The 16257-nt window shown below is 62.3% G+C and carries 13 protein-coding genes and 1 tRNA gene; 7 read left to right on the top strand and 7 right to left on the bottom strand.

Going from position 1 to position 16257, the window contains the following annotated elements; all coding sequences use genetic code 11:
* Positions 1-554 precede the first annotated feature (554 nt).
* Positions 555-630, bottom strand: a tRNA-Thr gene (locus FNA46_RS00385).
* Positions 631-796: 166 nt separating this feature from the next.
* Between FNA46_RS00385 and FNA46_RS00380 the strand changes: the two genes are divergently transcribed.
* Positions 797-1579: an NAD kinase gene (locus FNA46_RS00380; protein WP_142880353.1), complete on the top strand. Its 783-nt coding sequence runs from the start codon at positions 797-799 to the stop codon at positions 1577-1579.
* An 81-nt stretch (positions 1580-1660) separates the two neighbouring features.
* Here FNA46_RS00380 and prfB read toward each other — a convergent pair.
* The 3 genes from prfB to FNA46_RS00365 form a co-directional block, all read right to left on the bottom strand.
* Positions 1661-2789, bottom strand: a protein-coding gene (gene prfB / locus FNA46_RS00375) for a peptide chain release factor 2 (RefSeq protein WP_142880352.1) whose coding sequence is annotated in 2 segments (ribosomal slippage) — positions 1661-2722 and positions 2724-2789 — 1128 coding nt in all. Because the reading frame shifts where the segments join, the coding sequence is not laid out codon by codon here.
* 116 nt (positions 2790-2905) lie between these two features.
* The gene (locus FNA46_RS00370) at positions 2906-5362 is read right to left on the bottom strand and encodes a penicillin-binding protein 1A (RefSeq protein ID WP_142880351.1); all 2457 of its coding nucleotides are present in this window, start codon (positions 5360-5362) and stop codon (positions 2906-2908) included.
* Between the two features lie 257 nt (positions 5363-5619).
* Positions 5620-6879: an N-acetylmuramoyl-L-alanine amidase gene (locus FNA46_RS00365; protein ID WP_425468645.1), complete on the bottom strand. Its 1260-nt coding sequence runs from the start codon at positions 6877-6879 to the stop codon at positions 5620-5622.
* Between the two features lie 655 nt (positions 6880-7534).
* Here FNA46_RS00365 and FNA46_RS00360 point away from each other — a divergent pair.
* The 6 genes from FNA46_RS00360 (at position 7535) to aat (ending at position 14537) form a co-directional block, all read left to right on the top strand.
* Complete coding sequence (locus FNA46_RS00360; protein ID WP_142880350.1) at positions 7535-10501, top strand: Rne/Rng family ribonuclease; 2967 nt, start codon at positions 7535-7537, stop codon at positions 10499-10501.
* Positions 10502-10765: 264 nt separating this feature from the next.
* Positions 10766-11509, top strand: a complete 744-nt coding sequence (locus FNA46_RS00355; RefSeq protein ID WP_425468644.1) for a DsbA family protein — start codon at positions 10766-10768, stop codon at positions 11507-11509.
* Between the two features lie 115 nt (positions 11510-11624).
* Positions 11625-12062 (top strand): type II 3-dehydroquinate dehydratase, encoded by a 438-nt coding sequence (aroQ, locus tag FNA46_RS00350; RefSeq protein WP_142880348.1) that lies wholly within the window; start codon positions 11625-11627, stop codon positions 12060-12062.
* A 25-nt stretch (positions 12063-12087) separates the two neighbouring features.
* Positions 12088-12558, top strand: coding sequence for an acetyl-CoA carboxylase biotin carboxyl carrier protein (gene accB / locus FNA46_RS00345; protein ID WP_142880347.1), 471 nt, complete (start codon positions 12088-12090; stop codon positions 12556-12558).
* Positions 12559-12567: 9 nt separating this feature from the next.
* Positions 12568-13917, top strand: a complete 1350-nt coding sequence (gene accC, locus FNA46_RS00340) for an acetyl-CoA carboxylase biotin carboxylase subunit (protein WP_142880346.1) — start codon at positions 12568-12570, stop codon at positions 13915-13917.
* 2 nt (positions 13918-13919) lie between these two features.
* Entirely contained in the window at positions 13920-14537 is a 618-nt protein-coding gene (gene aat / locus FNA46_RS00335; protein WP_142880345.1) for a leucyl/phenylalanyl-tRNA--protein transferase, read from the top strand.
* A 71-nt stretch (positions 14538-14608) separates the two neighbouring features.
* Here aat and FNA46_RS00330 read toward each other — a convergent pair whose 3' ends face one another.
* From FNA46_RS00330 to FNA46_RS00320, 3 genes are all read right to left on the bottom strand, one after another.
* Positions 14609-15034 carry a DUF2155 domain-containing protein gene (locus FNA46_RS00330; RefSeq protein ID WP_142880344.1) on the bottom strand — a complete coding sequence of 142 codons (426 nt, stop codon included), beginning with the start codon at positions 15032-15034 and terminating at the stop codon, positions 14609-14611.
* 97 nt (positions 15035-15131) lie between these two features.
* Entirely contained in the window at positions 15132-15530 is a 399-nt protein-coding gene (locus FNA46_RS00325; RefSeq protein ID WP_142880343.1) for an NADH:ubiquinone oxidoreductase subunit NDUFA12, read from the bottom strand.
* 99 nt (positions 15531-15629) lie between these two features.
* The gene (locus tag FNA46_RS00320; RefSeq protein ID WP_142880342.1) at positions 15630-16097 is read right to left on the bottom strand and encodes a GNAT family N-acetyltransferase; all 468 of its coding nucleotides are present in this window, start codon (positions 16095-16097) and stop codon (positions 15630-15632) included.
* Between the last annotated feature and the right edge of the window lie 160 nt (positions 16098-16257).

Here is a 16257-nt window from a genome sequence, read left to right as displayed (position 1 = left end):
GCCCAGCCGCGAATTTCGCGCACGCTGGTGGTGCGGATGCAGAAATCGCGTCCACCCAGACGAAAGGCGATGATTTCAAGCACACTGGACGATCTCATGGGACAATCGCTCCTTCCGCGTTCTCCGGGCCGCTTGCGGCAGGAAAAGCGGAACCGGATCTCCAAAGCCCGGAACCTTCGCCCGACGACCCGCACCCGAATGCCGGCACTTCAGCAGCTGCCCGTTCCGTGCCGACCCGCCGGTCGGCATCATAACGGCACACCCGCGCCTCGATCGGATCCGCCATCATGGACGTCTCGGATGCCACAGCATCACCCGACACCCAAAAACTAGGGCAAGGTCTCTAAGCAAGTCTGAATCACGTGCTTCAAGTTGTATCTTTGGTGAGGATTTTCTAAATTTTGGACAGTTGGCCGCGAGACGATCACGTCTCTTAGGTCTCGCAGAGGCACGAAACTGGCGACACACGGCCTGGTAACGGGCCTGTGGAAACACCGTCGGAACGCGTTGGAACGCGTCGCTGCAAGATTTTCATCTAACCTATGGGAATTGAATGGTGCCCCCGGCAGGGTTCGAACCCGCGACCCCCTGATTACAAATCAGGTGCTCTACCAACTGAGCTACAAGGGCACTTGCGTGTGCGAGTTAGCACATTCTGCCTTCGTGTAAAGAAAAAACTGCACCCTGCAGCTCCTGTCCACGAAACACTGAGATCTCTGGAGAACGGCGCAGACGGGGTGCAGACTTGTCGCGGCTCATGGTTTCCCGTACCAAGGCAAAAGCGATAGGGGCTCCCATGTCTTTGACGAACCACCGCCTTTGCTTTCTCGCCTCCCCCACGCCGGAGGCACAGACGGCCTTTGACGAACTGACGGACCTCTACGGCAATCATTCGGCGCAGGAAGCGGATACGATCGTCGCGCTTGGCGGCGATGGCTTCATGCTGCAGACGCTGCACCAGACGGTCAACAGCGGCAAACGCATCTATGGCATGAACTGCGGATCAGTCGGCTTCCTGATGAACGATTACCGCGTCGACAAGCTGCAGGAACGGATCGATCAGGCCGTCGAGAACGATTTCCATCCGCTGCAGATGAAGACTCGCAATGCGGACGGGACCACCTCGCTGGCGCTCGCCATCAACGAAGTCTATCTCTTTCGGCAATCCTACCAGGCCGGCAAGCTGAGGGTCACCGTGGATGGCCACGTGCGGCTGGAAGAGCTGATCTGCGACGGGCTGATCATCTCCACGCCGGCCGGCTCCACCGCCTACAACCTCTCGGCCCATGGCCCGATCCTGCCGCTCGACGCGCCTTTGCTCGCCATGACGCCGGTCAGCGCCTTTCGGCCGCGGCGCTGGCGCGGCGCGCTGCTGCCGAACCGGGTCAGTGTCGAGATCGACATTCTCGAGCCCGAAAAGCGGCCGGTAAACGCTGTCGCCGACAATACGGAGGTGAAGAGCGTGCTGCATGTGCACGTCTCGCAGTCGCGCCATCGCACCGCCCGTATTCTTTCCGACCCTGATCACTCCTGGTCCGAACGCATTCTCGCAGAGCAGTTTTCCGACGGTTTTTCCTGAGATCTTGCGCGGCCATGAAAAAAGGGCGCGTCGCCCGAAGGTGACGCGCCCCATGCATGCGTTGATGCGACCGGAAGGCGATCAGTCGATGTCGGCTACTTCGCCGCCGCTGCCGCTGATGCGGTGGGCGAGTGCTGCTTCCATGAACTCGTTCAGCTCGCCATCCAGAACATCGCCCGGGGCAGTGCTTTCCACGCCCGTGCGCAGGTCCTTGACCAGCTGATAGGGCTGTAGCACGTAGGAACGGATCTGGTGACCCCAGCCGATATCGGTCTTGGAGGCGGCCTCTGCATTGGCCGCTTCCTCGCGCTTCTTCAGCTCGGCCTCATAGAGGCGAGCGCGCAGCATGTCCCACGCCTTGGCGCGGTTCTTGTGCTGCGAGCGCTCCTGCTGGCAGGCCACCACGATGCCGCTCGGAATATGCGTGATTCGCACGGCCGAGTCGGTGGTGTTGACGTGCTGGCCACCGGCGCCCGACGAACGGTAGGTATCGATGCGGCAATCGCTTTCGTTGATCTCGATCTGAATTGAGTCATCAACAACCGGATAGACCCAGATGGACGAGAACGAGGTGTGGCGTCGCGCATTGCTGTCATAGGGCGAGATGCGGACCAGGCGGTGCACGCCCGATTCTGTCTTCATCCAGCCATAGGCATTGTGGCCCTTGACCAGAATGGTGGCGGACTTGATGCCGGCCTCTTCGCCCTCGTGCATTTCCAGAAGCTCGACCTTGAAGCCCGAGCGTTCCGCCCAGCGGGTATACATGCGCAGCAGCATGTTGGCCCAGTCCTGGCTCTCGGTACCGCCGGCACCGGAATGCACTTCCACATAGGTATCGTTGCCATCGGCCTCGCCGGACAGCATGGCTTCCACTTGGCGGCGCGAAGCTTCCGATTTCAGTCCCTTGAGAGCATCCTCGGCGTCGCGCACGACGCTGTCGTCGCCCTCTTCCTCGCCAAGCTCGATCAGCTCGACATTGTCCTTCAGCTGCTGCTCGAGCGACTTCACGCCGGCAATCGCCTCATCCAGCTGCTGGCGCTCGCGCATCAGCTTCTGGGCTTCCGTCGCGTCGTTCCAGAGGCTCGGATCCTCGGCCTTGTTGTTCAACCAGTCCAGTCGTCTTATCGCCTGATCCCAGTCAAAGATGCCTCCTCAGCAGGCTTATGGCCTGCTTGATTTCGTCGATGATATTCAGGGTTTCGTTGCGCATCCTGTGCCTTCTTCATCCTTTTCGGGAGATGGCCGTGCATAGTGGCCTGCACGGCAGATGTAAACCCCGACGCCGGCTGTCGCCGACGCGCCGGGATTGCGCGGGATGGCTGTCTGTCAGAACAGGCCGCCCGAGCCGGAGGTGACCGCCTGCTGCGCCTGCGGCGAACTCTTCAGGATCTCGTCCGGCGGCAGCTGGTCGCCCATGCCGATGACAGAAAGAGAATCCGCTGGTCCCGTCCCGGGCTTGAAGGCTTCCACGATCGTGTCCGGATCGCCTTCGACGGCGGCCATGCCCGTCTTGCGGTTGACGGCAATGAACTGCATGCCGGCCGGAACCTGGAACTTGCTGGGCGGCGTCACCTTGGCGGCCTGCGCCAGGAAGTCGCCAAAGATCGGCGCGGCAAGCCCGCCACCGGTACCGGCACGGCCAAGCGGCGTCGGCGTATCGAAACCGATATAAAGGCCTGCGACCAGATCCGGCGTGAAGCCGACGAACCAGGCATCCTTCTCATCATTGGTCGTGCCGGTCTTGCCGGCGACGGGACGGTCCTTGACCGGGATCTTGCCGGCGGCGGTGCCCCGCGTCACGACGCCTTCCATCATCGAGGTGATCTGGTAGGCGGTCATCGGATCGAGCACCTGCTCGCGATTGTCGACGAGCGTCGGCTCCGGCTGGTTGCCCCAATTGTCGAAGTTGCAGCCTTCGCAGGTACGGTCCACATGGCGGAAGATGGTCTTGCCATAGCGGTCCTGGATGCGGTCGACGAGCGTCGGCTTGATCTGCTTGCCGCCGTTGGCGATGACCGAATAGGCGGCGACGAGACGCAGCACCGTGGTTTCGCCGGAACCGAGCGACATGGCCAGCAGCGGCGCCATCTTGTCATAGATGCCGAAGCGCACAGCATATTCGGCAACCAGATCCATGCCCATGTCCTGCGCGAGGCGCACGGTCATCTGGTTGCGGGACTTTTCGATGCCGTAGCGCAGCGTCGAGGGACCTGCGCTGTCGCCGCCATAGTTTTCCGGCCGCCAGACCTGGCCGCCCGACACCATTTCGATCGGCGCGTCGAGGATCACCGAAGCCGGTGTATAGCCGTTGTCGAGGGCCGCCGAATAGACGAAGGGCTTGAAGGCGGAGCCGGGCTGGCGCATGGCCTGCGTGGCGCGGTTGAATTCCGACTGGCCGAAGGAGAAGCCGCCGACCATGGCGAGAACGCGGCCGGTATGCGGATCCATCACCACCATGCCGCCCTGCACCTTCGGCGGCTGGCGCAGACGGAAGGTGCCCTTGCGGCCTTCGATCGGCTCTACATAGACAACGTCGCCGGGTTTCAGCACGCCATCGGCGGGCGATTTCGCCGTCTTGCGGTCACCCTTGGCGTCGCGATAGGCCCACTTCATCTCTTCGGCGGGAATGGTGCCGCGCTCGCGCTTGTCATCCAGCTTGCCGCTGACCGTATCGGGCTGCAGGCCGATATCAACGCTGTTGGCAGAGACGGCGAGAACAACGGCCAGATCCCATTCAGGGACATCGCGCAGCGGCGGAATCTTCGCCAGCTCCGGGCCCCAGTCGCCAGCCACCGAAATCTGGCCGACGGGACCATGGAAGCCGCGCCGCTGGTCATAATCCACGAGACCACGCTGCAAGGCGGCACGTGCCATCACCTGCATCTGCGGATCGAGCGAGGTGCGCACCGAAAGACCGCCCTCGTAGAGCGCCTTGTCGCCATAGGCCTGGATGATCTGGCGGCGCACTTCCTCGGAGAAATAGTCGGCGCCGAGCAGCGGCGAGGCGCCGCGGCGGATCCGCACGCCAAGCGGCTGCGCCTTGGCGTCCGTCGCGTCGCTGACGGTGATGTAACCGTTTTCCGCCATGCGGTCGATGACCCAGTTGCGGCGCTCAAGCGCCGCCTTCTCGTGGCGGAAAGGATGATAATTGGCCGGCCCCTTGGGCAGCGAGGCGAGATAGGCGGTCTCGGCAATCGTCAGTTCCGTCACCGACTTGTCGAAATAGGTGAGTGCCGCAGCCGCGATGCCATAGGAGTTCAGACCGAAGAAGATCTCGTTCAGATAAAGCTCGAGGATCTTGTCCTTGGAATAGGTCTGCTCGATGCGGAAGGAAAGGATCGCTTCCTTGACCTTGCGGTCGATCGTCTGGTCGGCGGAGAGGAGGAAGTTCTTTGCCACCTGCTGGGTGATGGTGGAGGCACCCTCGGGGCGGCGGCCAGAACCGAGGTTCTGCACATTGTTCAGCAGCGCGCGGCCGAGACCCCAGAAATCGACGCCCGGGTGATTGTAGAAGTTCTTGTCTTCGGCGGAGAGGAACGCGGCCTTTACGCGGTCAGGAATGGCCTGGATGGGAAGAAACAGGCGCTTTTCGCGGGCATATTCCTCCATCAGCGCGCCGTTGCCGGCGTGGATGCGGGTCGCAACCGGCGGCTCGTAGGAGGCCAGCACTTCGTAATTGGGCAGATCCCTGGACACGCCTGTCAGATACACGGCGATCACGGCGGCCGCGGCGAAAAAGCCAACGCAGGCCAGTCCGAAGAAATATCCAAGCAATCTGATCATATGCTGCTACCGCTTTGTCATCGTGAGGCGCATATCCGCACCATCTCATGTTTGCTGGCGTTTTGCACGGGCGCCCCGCCCAGCGCAAGGCTTGCACCGTCACTCCGGGCACGATTCGCCTTCCTCGCATCCCTTGGAGTAGCCGGTGGAATGTGAGCAAAATAGGGCTCTCTGCCGACATTCACAGGCAAGAGCGGGCAAGTTGACCGGGAAGATGCACATTCCCGTTGTGCTGTAGCGCCGGGAACACGGAACGCTCAGCCGCCACCCACCACGGTTTCGGCCCTGTAATGCGCAACGGCATCCGCCAAGGCATCGGCCACCTTGTCGCGCCACTGCGGATCGAGCAGCTGTTTTTCGTCCTGCGGATTGGACAGAAAACCGAGCTCGACGAGAATGGACGGAATGTCCGGCGCTCTCAGGACCTGGAAACCAGCCTGCCGGTGCGGGTTGTTGATCAGTTCGATCTTGCCCTGGAACGCCTTCACCACCCGGTCGGCGAGCGAGATGGAAAATGCCTGGCTTTCCCGCCGGGCAAGATCGAGCAGGATGTCGGCCACTTCGGGCGGCCCGCTCTGGATCGAAAAGCCCGCCAGTTCGTCCGAGAGGTTTTCGCGCGCAGCCAGCGCGGCGGCCATGCGGTCGGAGGCCTTGTCGGAAAGGGTGTAGACGGTGGCTCCGCGAATATTCTTCTGCGCAAGCGTATCGGCATGCAGGGAGATGAACAGATTGGCCGCACCCTGCCGCGCAAGCGTGACGCGTTCGGACAGCGACAGGAAGGTATCGTCCTCGCGCGTCAGGAAGGCCTTGACACCCGCCTGCCTGTTGAGGCGCTCGGTCAGCGCCTTGGCAAAGGCCAGCGTGATTTCCTTTTCCGGCGTCTTGGTGGCTGCGCCGGTGGCCCCGGTATCGATCCCGCCATGACCGGCATCGACAGCAATGGTGAACACGCCGGGATGGGCGGGATTTTGCGCCGACTTGCCGAGATCGAGCGTCGCCGTGCTTGCCAGCGGCTGGCCCCATTTCTGCTTGGCCACCAGATCGGTGAATTCCTTTGCCGTCGTCATCTCGGCATCCAGCACAAGACGGTAACCCTGCCCCTCTGTCTCATTCTTGCGCACTTCCGCAAGCACGAGCTTCACCGGCCGGATGGCGGAGAGCACGATGCGGGCGCTGCCTTGGGCCATGGTGCCGTAGCGGATGTCCTTGAACAGGCCGCGCGGCGCCAGATCCTTGGCAGGAAAGCCGAAGGCGGTCGCAGGCAAGTCGATCACCACCCGCTCCGGCGCGGCCACATAGTGCACGGAAAATTCGGGACTTGCATCGAAGTCGATCACGATTCGCGTACGCGCATCATCGCCGGCGATCCGGGCAGCAAAGGCCAACAGCGGCTTCGGCCCGGCCGTTTCGCTCCCCAGCGCCGGCAGGGCCATACCGGCGCCGATTGCTGCGACCAGCACGACAAGCACCCTTGCGACGCCCAGCAGGGAGAGAAAACCAGCAGTCGAAAGCCGCATCATGTCGCTCGTCGATCCCTTCTCCAGCCCGAGGCTGGCGTCGGCCCGCCAGGACCGCCGCTCACCGATTCTCACCTCATAAACCATGACGCGCATGGACGGGAGCCGGACTTTGCCGTCCTTGCAGCATCACCTCTCCTAGAATGCCTGCCTTAAGGCCCGGAATTTGATCCATAATAAGGCAGAACCGGCTTTCCGCTTGCTATTGTGACAGAGAAAACATACAAGGCTTATGAGGGTTTAAGTGTCGACGGGATAGTCTGTTGATAGGCTGCCAGCAAGTGAGTTCTGGCGCCGACGACCGGCAGACATCCGACGTCTCTACATTTCAGCCTGAAACTCTATCCAATCCGGCGATGGTCGGGAAAAGTACCGGATGGCTCGCCATCCACGCTCATCAGGAGCAAATTCATCGGGCCCCAGGTTGGGCCTATTGTAACGTCTTTCTCGTCTGGTCCTCGATGTCACGGCACGGATTGCAAAAACTGGATATGCGAAAGGGGCCTCAGGCTCCGGGCAGCGTCCGGGCAATCGCCTCGCCCGACAGGGCCACGGGAACTTTCTTATCCGGCGCTCTGGATGCAATGCAGGAACGGTCCGTCACCTCGACCGGTCGTCCTGTGTTGGTGCGTCCGCGCCGAGGAGCAGAACTTTCATGGCAGACAAAATGCTTATCGACGCGTCTCACGAAGAGGAGACACGCGTAGTCGTCGTTCGGGGAAACCGGATCGAAGAATTCGATTTTGAATCGCAACACAAGAAGCAGATACGCGGCAACATTTACCTGGCAAAGGTCACTCGCGTAGAACCGTCGCTCCAGGCGGCTTTCGTCGATTACGGCGGCAACCGTCATGGCTTCCTCGCCTTCGCCGAAATTCATCCTGACTACTATCAGATCCCGTTGGCCGATCGTCAGGCCCTTCTGCAGGCAGAAGCCGAGGATCAGCGCCGTCACCCTGACTTCGATCCGGCCGATGCCCCTTCCGAACCGGTGATCGATCTCTCCAAGACCGAACAGCCGGATGTCGGCATCAGCGCCAAGGTGGAAGTCGCAGAAGAGGCGCCTGCCCCGGCCGTCGAAGCCGAAGCCGCCGACAACGCGGCCGTCGCGGCCACGGAAGAACCTGTCGAAAAGCCGAAGGCCAAGCCGCGCCGCAGCCGCTCGCGCAAGAAGGTTGCCGAGGCGACCGACGATGTGGCTGCGACGGCAGAAGCACCTGTTGAGACCCCTGCCATCGAGACGACCGATGCCGAGGACGACAGCACGCCCGGCACGATGGCGGCCATGGTCGAGACGGATGCCATCTCCGAGGACGTCGTTGACCGTCGCGGCCGCGACGACGACGATGATGACGATGACGACCACGAGAAGGAAGAGATCGAATCCGTAGGCGCCGAAGACGCCATGGAAGAGGTTCCGGATCGGGTTTACCGCAAGCCGCGCAAGCAGTACCGCATCCAGGAAGTCATCAAGCGCCGGCAGATCCTGCTGGTGCAGGTGGCAAAGGAAGAACGCGGCAACAAGGGTGCAGCGCTGACCACCTATCTGTCGCTTGCCGGCCGCTATTCGGTCCTGATGCCGAACACGGCGCGGGGCGGCGGCATTTCCCGCAAGATCACCAATCCGGCGGACCGCAAGCGGCTGAAGGAAATCGCCCGCGAGCTGGATGTGCCACAGGGCATGGGCGTCATCCTGCGGACCGCCGGCGCCAACCGCACCCGTGTCGAGATCAAGCGCGACTTCGAATATCTGATGCGCCTGTGGGAGAACGTGCGCACGCTGACGCTGAACTCGATCGCGCCCTGCCTCGTCTATGAGGAAGGATCGCTGATCAAGCGTTCGATCCGCGACCTCTACAACAAGGACATTTCCGAGATCATCGTGTCCGGCGAAGAAGGCTATCGTGAAGCGAAAGACTTCATGAAGATGCTGATGCCGAGCCACGCCAAGGTGGTCCAGCCTTACCGCGACCTGCATCCGATCTTCGCACGCTCCGGCATCGAGGCACAACTCGACCGCATGCTGCAGCCGCAGGTCACCCTGAAGTCCGGCGGTTATCTCATCATCAACCAGACAGAAGCGCTGGTTGCCGTCGACGTGAACTCCGGTCGCTCCACCCGCGAGCACTCGATCGAAGAAACCGCCCTCCAGACGAACCTGGAAGCAGCGGAAGAAGTGGCACGTCAGTTGCGCCTGCGCGACCTTGCCGGCCTCATCGTCATCGACTTCATCGACATGGAAGAAAAGCGCAACAACCGCGCCGTCGAGAAGAAGCTGAAGGATTGCCTGAAGAACGACCGCGCCCGCATCCAGGTCGGCCGCATCTCGCATTTCGGCCTTCTGGAAATGTCGCGCCAGCGCATCCGGGCCAGCGTGCTCGAATCGACGACGCAGGTCTGCTCGCATTGCGGCGGTACCGGTCACGTGCGCTCGCAGTCGTCGGTCGCCCTGCATGTGCTGCGCGGCGTGGAAGAATATCTGCTGAAAAACACGACGCACGACATCACCGTGCGTACCACGCCTGACATCGCGCTCTACATTCTCAACCAGAAGCGCGGCAATGTCGTGGATTACGAGAACCGCTTCGGCGTCTCCATCTTCATCGAATCGGATGTGGGCGTTGGGGCTGCGCATTTCGCCATCGATCGCGGCGAGCCTGTCGCCAATCCGGTCAAGATCGAAAGCCTGATGCAGTTCGCCGCCCTTCCGGTGGAGGACGAAGACGACGATTACATCCCCGAGGAGGATGAAGCCGAGGAACTGGAAGAGGCCACACCCGCCGCCGCTGCCCAGGAAGCCCGCAATAACGATGACGACCAGAACGGCCGCCGTCGCAAGCGCCGTCGCCGTCGCCGTGGCCGCAACCGCAATGGCGGCGAGAACGGCCAGGCGTCTGGCGACTCGCTCGAGGGCGATGACGACGAGGCCGACGATCAGGACGGCAGCGACGACAACGGCGATACATCCGACTCCGAGGATAGCGCATCCGAAGCGCAGGCCGATGGTGATGAGGGCGCGCGCCGCAAGCGTCGCCGTCGTGGCAAGCGTGGCGGTCGTCGCAACCGCAATGGCGACGAAATCTCTGCCTCCGGCGACGAGACGGACGGTGAAGAGGGTGGCGAAGAGGACGACGCAGACGGTTCTGCCGTAGACGCCGCGGAAGCCCCCGCGGAGGCGGAAGCGCCGGTCGTCGTGGAAACCGTCGAAGCAGAGGTGGAAGCCAAGCCCGCCCGTCCGCGCCGCACCCGTCGCGCCAAGAGCAGCGCCAGCGAAGCCAGCACGGAGACGGCGCCTGTCGCCGACGCAGGCGAAGCGACCTCGGTGGCAGCGGCGCCTGAGGAAGCCGCCGTCGAAATCCCGGCTGTTGAGGAAGCGGTTGTCGAGCCGGTAACGCCTGCGGCCGCACCCGAAGTGTCCGAGTTGCAGTCCTCCGAGGCCCCGCTCGCCGACGAGTCTGACCAGAGCGACGAAGGCAAGGCTGCACGCGCCAACCGCGCTTCCAACATCAGTTCCTCGGAACCGGTGGTGCGTTCGTCCGCACCGACCGCCGATACCGATGGTGACGGCGAACCGCCGAAGCCGAAGAAGGCTGGCTGGTGGCAGCGTCGCGGGTTCCTCTGAGCCCCGGTCGAACCGAAATATCCAGTTCAACGGCCGCGCTCAGCGCGGCCGTTGTGCATTTATACCGTCTCGCATCTCCTGTGCGATCCCCCGACGGCTCCGATCCGGACAGCCCTACGCAGATGTGAATTTGAACCGGCGGCAGGCTATCGCTATGGTGCAATCCTCATGAAGTGCGCAGACCACGGATCGATTCGAGGCCAACAGCACTTTCCGCAGTGAACGGGATATACGAGGAAGACGATGCAGCCCTTTTCCAAAGCCATGGCCGCCCTGCTGATTGCCGGCACGGCCAGCCTTTCCCTCAGCACGGCCGCCCTCGCCCTGGATGACCAGCAGAAGAAGGAAATGGGCGCCTTCATCCGCGAATACCTGATCGCCAACCCGGAAATCATGCTGGAAGTGCAGGACGCGCTGGAGAAGAAGCAGCAGGAGGCCCGCATTTCGCAAGCTGCGAATGGCATCAATGCCAATCGCGACGCCATCTTCTCCTCGCCGAGCGACATCACGCTCGGCAATCCGAAGGGTGATGTCACCATTGTCGAGTTCTTCGATTACAATTGCGGCTACTGCAAGCGCGCGCTCTCCGACATGGACGAGATCCTGAAGAACGACAAGAAGGTGCGCTTCGTCCTCAAGGAATTCCCGATTCTCGGACCTGATTCCATGGCGGCACATCGGGTCGCCAATGCGGTGCGACTGACGGCGCCGGACAAATATCCGGAGTTCCACCGCAAGCTTCTCGGTGGCGATGTCCGCGCCACGGAAGAGACGGCGATGGACGTCGCATCCTCGCTCGGTCTTTCGGAAAAGACCTTGCGCAGCTCGATGGAAAAGAACCCCAACGATCCGCAGGTACGCCAGACCTATCAGCTTGCCAACAATCTTGGCGTCACGGGCACGCCGTTCTATGTCGTTGGCAATGAGGCCGTGTTCGGCGCGGTCGGCTATCAGGAACTGTCGGAAAAGATCGCCAACATCCGCGCCTGCGGGAAAGCAAGCTGCTGACGGACAGAGCCAGGTCGAGGCCGAAAACCCGGTTATGCACGGCTTTCGCGGCCGGGGGCTTTCCCTTGCCGCCGTGCCGGTCTATAGGTTGCCCTGATCTTTTGACGGGATTTCCATGAGCAAGACCATCTTTGTCCTCAACGGACCGAACCTGAACATGCTGGGCAAGCGCGAACCCGGCATCTATGGCGGAAAGACCCTGAAAGACATCGAGAGTGACTGCATCGCCGCCGGAGAAGCGTTCGGCTTCGCGGTGGAATGCTTCCAGAGCAATCATGAAGGCGTGCTGGTCGACAGGCTGCATGAGGCGAATGATCGCGCCGTCGGCGTCGTCATCAATCCCGGCGCCTATGGCCACACCTCGATTGCCCTGCATGATGCGATCCGGGCGATTTCCGTGCCCGTGATCGAGGTGCACATCTCCAACATCCATGCACGGGAAGAATTCCGTCACAAGTCGATGATCGCACCGGCTGCCAAGGGCATGATCTGCGGATTGGGCCCCGGCGGCTATGTGCTTGCCCTGCATGCCCTGCGCGACATAACCAGCTAAGAACAACAGAACACATAGGTTGACCATGTCTGAGAAGAAGAACGGTATCGACAAGGGGTTGATCCGCGATCTGGCGAACATCCTCAATGATACCGACCTGACCGAGATCGAAGTGGAGCAGGACGACCTGCGCATCCGCGTCTCCCGCACCATTGCCGCGCCGCAGTTCGTCCAGGCCGCTCCGCAATATGCCGCGCCGGCCCCGGTCGTGGCTGCCGCTGCTCCCGCCGCAGCACCGGCGGTCGAGGCGGCGAAGGATCGCAGCAATGCCGTCACGGCACCGATGGTTGGCACGTGCTATCTCTCGCCGGCGCCGGGCGCGCGTCCCTTCATTGAAGTCGGCGCCAGCGTCAAGGAAGGCCAGACGCTGCTGATCATCGAAGCGATGAAGACCATGAACCAGATTCCGGCCCCGCGCTCCGGCAAGGTGACCGAAATCATCGTCAACGACGCGCAGCCGGTCGAGTATGGCGAGCCGCTCGTTGTCATCGAGTAAGGCAGATCCATGATCTCCAAGATTCTCATTGCCAACCGCGGCGAAATCGCCCTTCGCGTCCTGCGCGCCTGCAAGGAGCTGGGCATTGCCACCGTCGCCGTGCATTCCACGGCCGATGCCAATGCCATGCATGTGCGGCTTGCGGACGAGAGCGTGTGCATCGGCCCGCCGCCCTCGCGTGACAGCTATCTGAACATTCACCAGATCGTTGCCGCCTGCGAGATCACCGGCGCGGATGCCGTGCATCCGGGCTACGGCTTCCTGTCGGAAAACGCCAAGTTCGCCGATATTCTCGAGGCGCACGGCATCACCTTCATCGGGCCGACGGCGGAGCATATCCGCCTGATGGGCGACAAGATCACCGCCAAGAAGACGGCCGTCGAACTCGGCATTCCCGTCGTTCCGGGCTCGGATGGCGAGGTGAAGCCGGAAAACGCGCTGGAGATTGCCCGGCAGATCGGCTTTCCGGTGCTGATCAAGGCAACCGCCGGCGGCGGTGGTCGCGGCATGAAGGTCGCCAAGACCGAGGCCGATCTGGAAGAGGCCGTCTCGACGGCCCGGTCCGAGGCGCTTGCCGCCTTCGGAAACGACGCCGTCTACATGGAAAAATATCTCGGCAAGCCGCGCCACATCGAGGTGCAGGTTGTCGGTGACGGCGCCGGCAATGCGATCCATCTCGGCGAACGCGATTGCTCGCTGCAGCGCCGCCACCAGAAGGTCTGGGAAGAAGCGAACTCCCCTGCCCTCAACGTCGAGCAGCGCATGAAGATCGGCCAGATCTGCGCCGACGCCATGAAGAAGATGAAGTACCGGGGTGCCGGCACGATCGAATTCCTCTACGAAAACGGCGAGTTCTATTTCATCGAAATGAACACCCGCCTGCAGGTGGAGCATCCGATCACCGAAGCGATCACCGGCATCGACCTCGTGCACGAACAGATCCGCGTCGCCTCCGGTGCCGGTCTGTCGGTCACGCAGGAAGACATCACCTTCTCCGGCCACGCGATCGAATGCCGCATCAATGCGGAGGATCCGCGCACCTTCGTCCCCTCGCCTGGCACGATTACGCATTTCCATGCGCCGGGCGGCCTTGGCGTGCGCGTCGATTCGGGTGCCTATGCCGGCTACAAGATCCCGCCCTACTATGACAGCCTGATCGGCAAGCTGATCGTGCATGGACGCACCCGCGTCGAATGCATGATGCGCCTGCGCCGCGTGCTGGACGAGTTCGTCGTGGACGGCATCAAGACGACGCTGCCGCTGTTCCAGGATCTGGTGGCCAACCAGGACATCGCGAACGGCGACTACGACATCCACTGGCTGGAGAAGTATCTGGCCGGCGACAAGCCGCAAGGCTAGGCATGGCAGGGCGGCGCGGCAGATATTATCCAGCCATCACACCGGATGTTCTGCTGCGCGCCTATTCCATCGGTCTGTTTCCGATGGCCGAATCGGCCGACGACCCGGAAATCTTCTGGGTCGAGCCGGAAGTGCGGGGCATCCTGCCGCTGGATGCCTTCCACATCTCCCGCAGCCTGTCCAAGGCGATGAAGCGGAACCCCTTCGACATTCGCGTGAACACCTGCTTCGAATCGGTGATGAGCGGCTGTGCTGCGGAAGCGCCGGATCGGCCGAGCACCTGGATCAACGAAACCATCCGCAAGCTCTATACCGAACTTCACCGCATGGGCCACGCGCACAGTGTGGAGGCCTTCGAGGGCGACGAACTGGTGGGCGGGCTCTACGGCGTGTCGCTTGGCGCCGCCTTCTTCGGCGAAAGCATGTTCTCCCGGCGTACAAATGCCTCGAAAATCTGCCTGGTGCATCTGGTGGAGCGGTTGCGCGCACGCGGTTTCCGCCTGCTCGACACGCAGTTCACCACCGAACACCTGAAGACCTTTGGTGCGATCGACATCAGCAAGGGGGATTATCTCGGCCTGCTGCGTGCCGCGATCGAATCGCCACACCTGCCCTTCTGAGGCAGCGCGAGCGTTTTTCACAAGAAGTACGAGGCGAAGAGCGGCGCAGGCTTGATTGCCTGCTGGCGGACTTACTTGCGCGCAGCAGGTGGCGGAGGCACGTCGGACGTCTGCTTGCAACCGGTCAGCCAGACGTCATAGATCGGATGTTCCATGGCGTTGAGACCGGGGCTGTCGGCGAACATCCAACCGGTAAAAATGCGTCGGATCTTGCGGTCGAGGGTGATCTCGTCCACCTCGACGAAACCGTCCACCTTCTGGGCTTCGCTGTCGTCGCGGGAAAAGCAGGTCTTCGGCGTCACCTGAAGCGCGCCATACTGGACCGTTTCGTTGACGTAGACGTCGAACTTGGTGATGCGGCCGGTGATCTTGTCGATCCCGGCGAATTCGGCGACGCGGTTCTCGATGCGGGCTGCCGAGACCGGCTGGATGCCGATGACCGTGGCGACGCAGAAGAGAGCGCCGAGACGCAGCGGGCGAAGGAGAACGTATCGCATCAACAATCTCACCATGATGGAATGCCAGCCCCGCATTCATCGGGACCGGCATGCGTTAGGCCGAAAATGTGGCGCGAACGCGGAAGGCGGGTGCCGATCAGGCGCCGGGGGTCCAGGCGTCGTAATCGCCGGTGACGCGCGGACGTTCGCCGGTGGCTTCCAGCGACCCCTTGGGGCGATAGGCAAACGCGGTCCCGGTCATGTTGGCATGATGCGCCTTCTGCCACTCGCGGGCGACATAGGTTTCGCGGGACGGCGGGGTATCGGTGCGATAGTGCATCCAGCCGTGCCAGCCGGCCGGAATGGCGGAGGCTTCGGTATAGCCCTTGTAGATGACCCAGCGGCGCGGCAGGCCGAAGGAGGTCATGCCGCCTTCGTAATACACATTGCCGAGCTCATCTTCGCCGACGCGCTTGCCGTTGCGCCAGGTGAAGAAGCGGGTGCCGACCGTCTGGCCGTTCCACCAGGTAAAGATTTGCAGGAGGATATTCTTCATAATTTTCCAACGTCCTCGCGAAGACAAGGAATGCAGTCCTTGAACCTGCTTATGCAATTTCGAGCCGGCAATGTCCAGCGCTTCGGAGGAAGGCCACCACTATTTGAGCTTCCGTTTGAAGCCGAGATGGCTGCGGGCAAAGCCGGCGCGCTCATAGAAGCGATGCGCATCGGTGCGCGCCGCATTCGACATCAGCTGCAGCAGCCGGCAATCGCGGCGCCGCGCCTCCTGCTCGGCATGCTCCATCAGCGCCGCGCCGATCCCTTTGCCGCGCATGTCGGCGCGGGTCTGCACCGCCTCGACCATCGCGTTCTGGGCGCCGCGCCCGGTCAGCGCACGCAGGAAGGTCAGCTGATAGGTGGCCACCACCTCGCCCGCCAGTTCCGCGACATAGAGCTGCTCATGCGGCGCCGAATCGATAACGTGGAAGGCGCGCAGGTAGTCCTCATAGGCCTCGGCCTCGCTCGTATCTCCGTGACCGCCCACCGGATCATCGGCAAACAGGGCGATCAGCTGCGGCAGGTCCGCCTCGCGGGCGCGGCGTATGACGAGTGTGTCCGATGCCATGGCAGGCTCCTCCTCCGGTTTTCCTTCGGGTGTAACTAGCGCGCAAGGGCCGCGATCTCCACCCCTCACTGCGGTCGAACGCCCCAGCCCAGGAAACCAGACGGTTGGCCGGAAAAATGAGCGGGATTTCACAAGGCCAGTTCTCGATGATTACAGATTG

Origin of the sequence: Affinirhizobium straminoryzae, assembly GCF_007004135.1 — a bacterium.
Lineage (GTDB): Bacteria > Pseudomonadota > Alphaproteobacteria > Rhizobiales > Rhizobiaceae > Neorhizobium > Neorhizobium straminoryzae.
The sequence above is the reverse complement of the archived record's forward strand: the minus strand, read 5'-3'. Positions and strand labels throughout refer to the sequence as shown.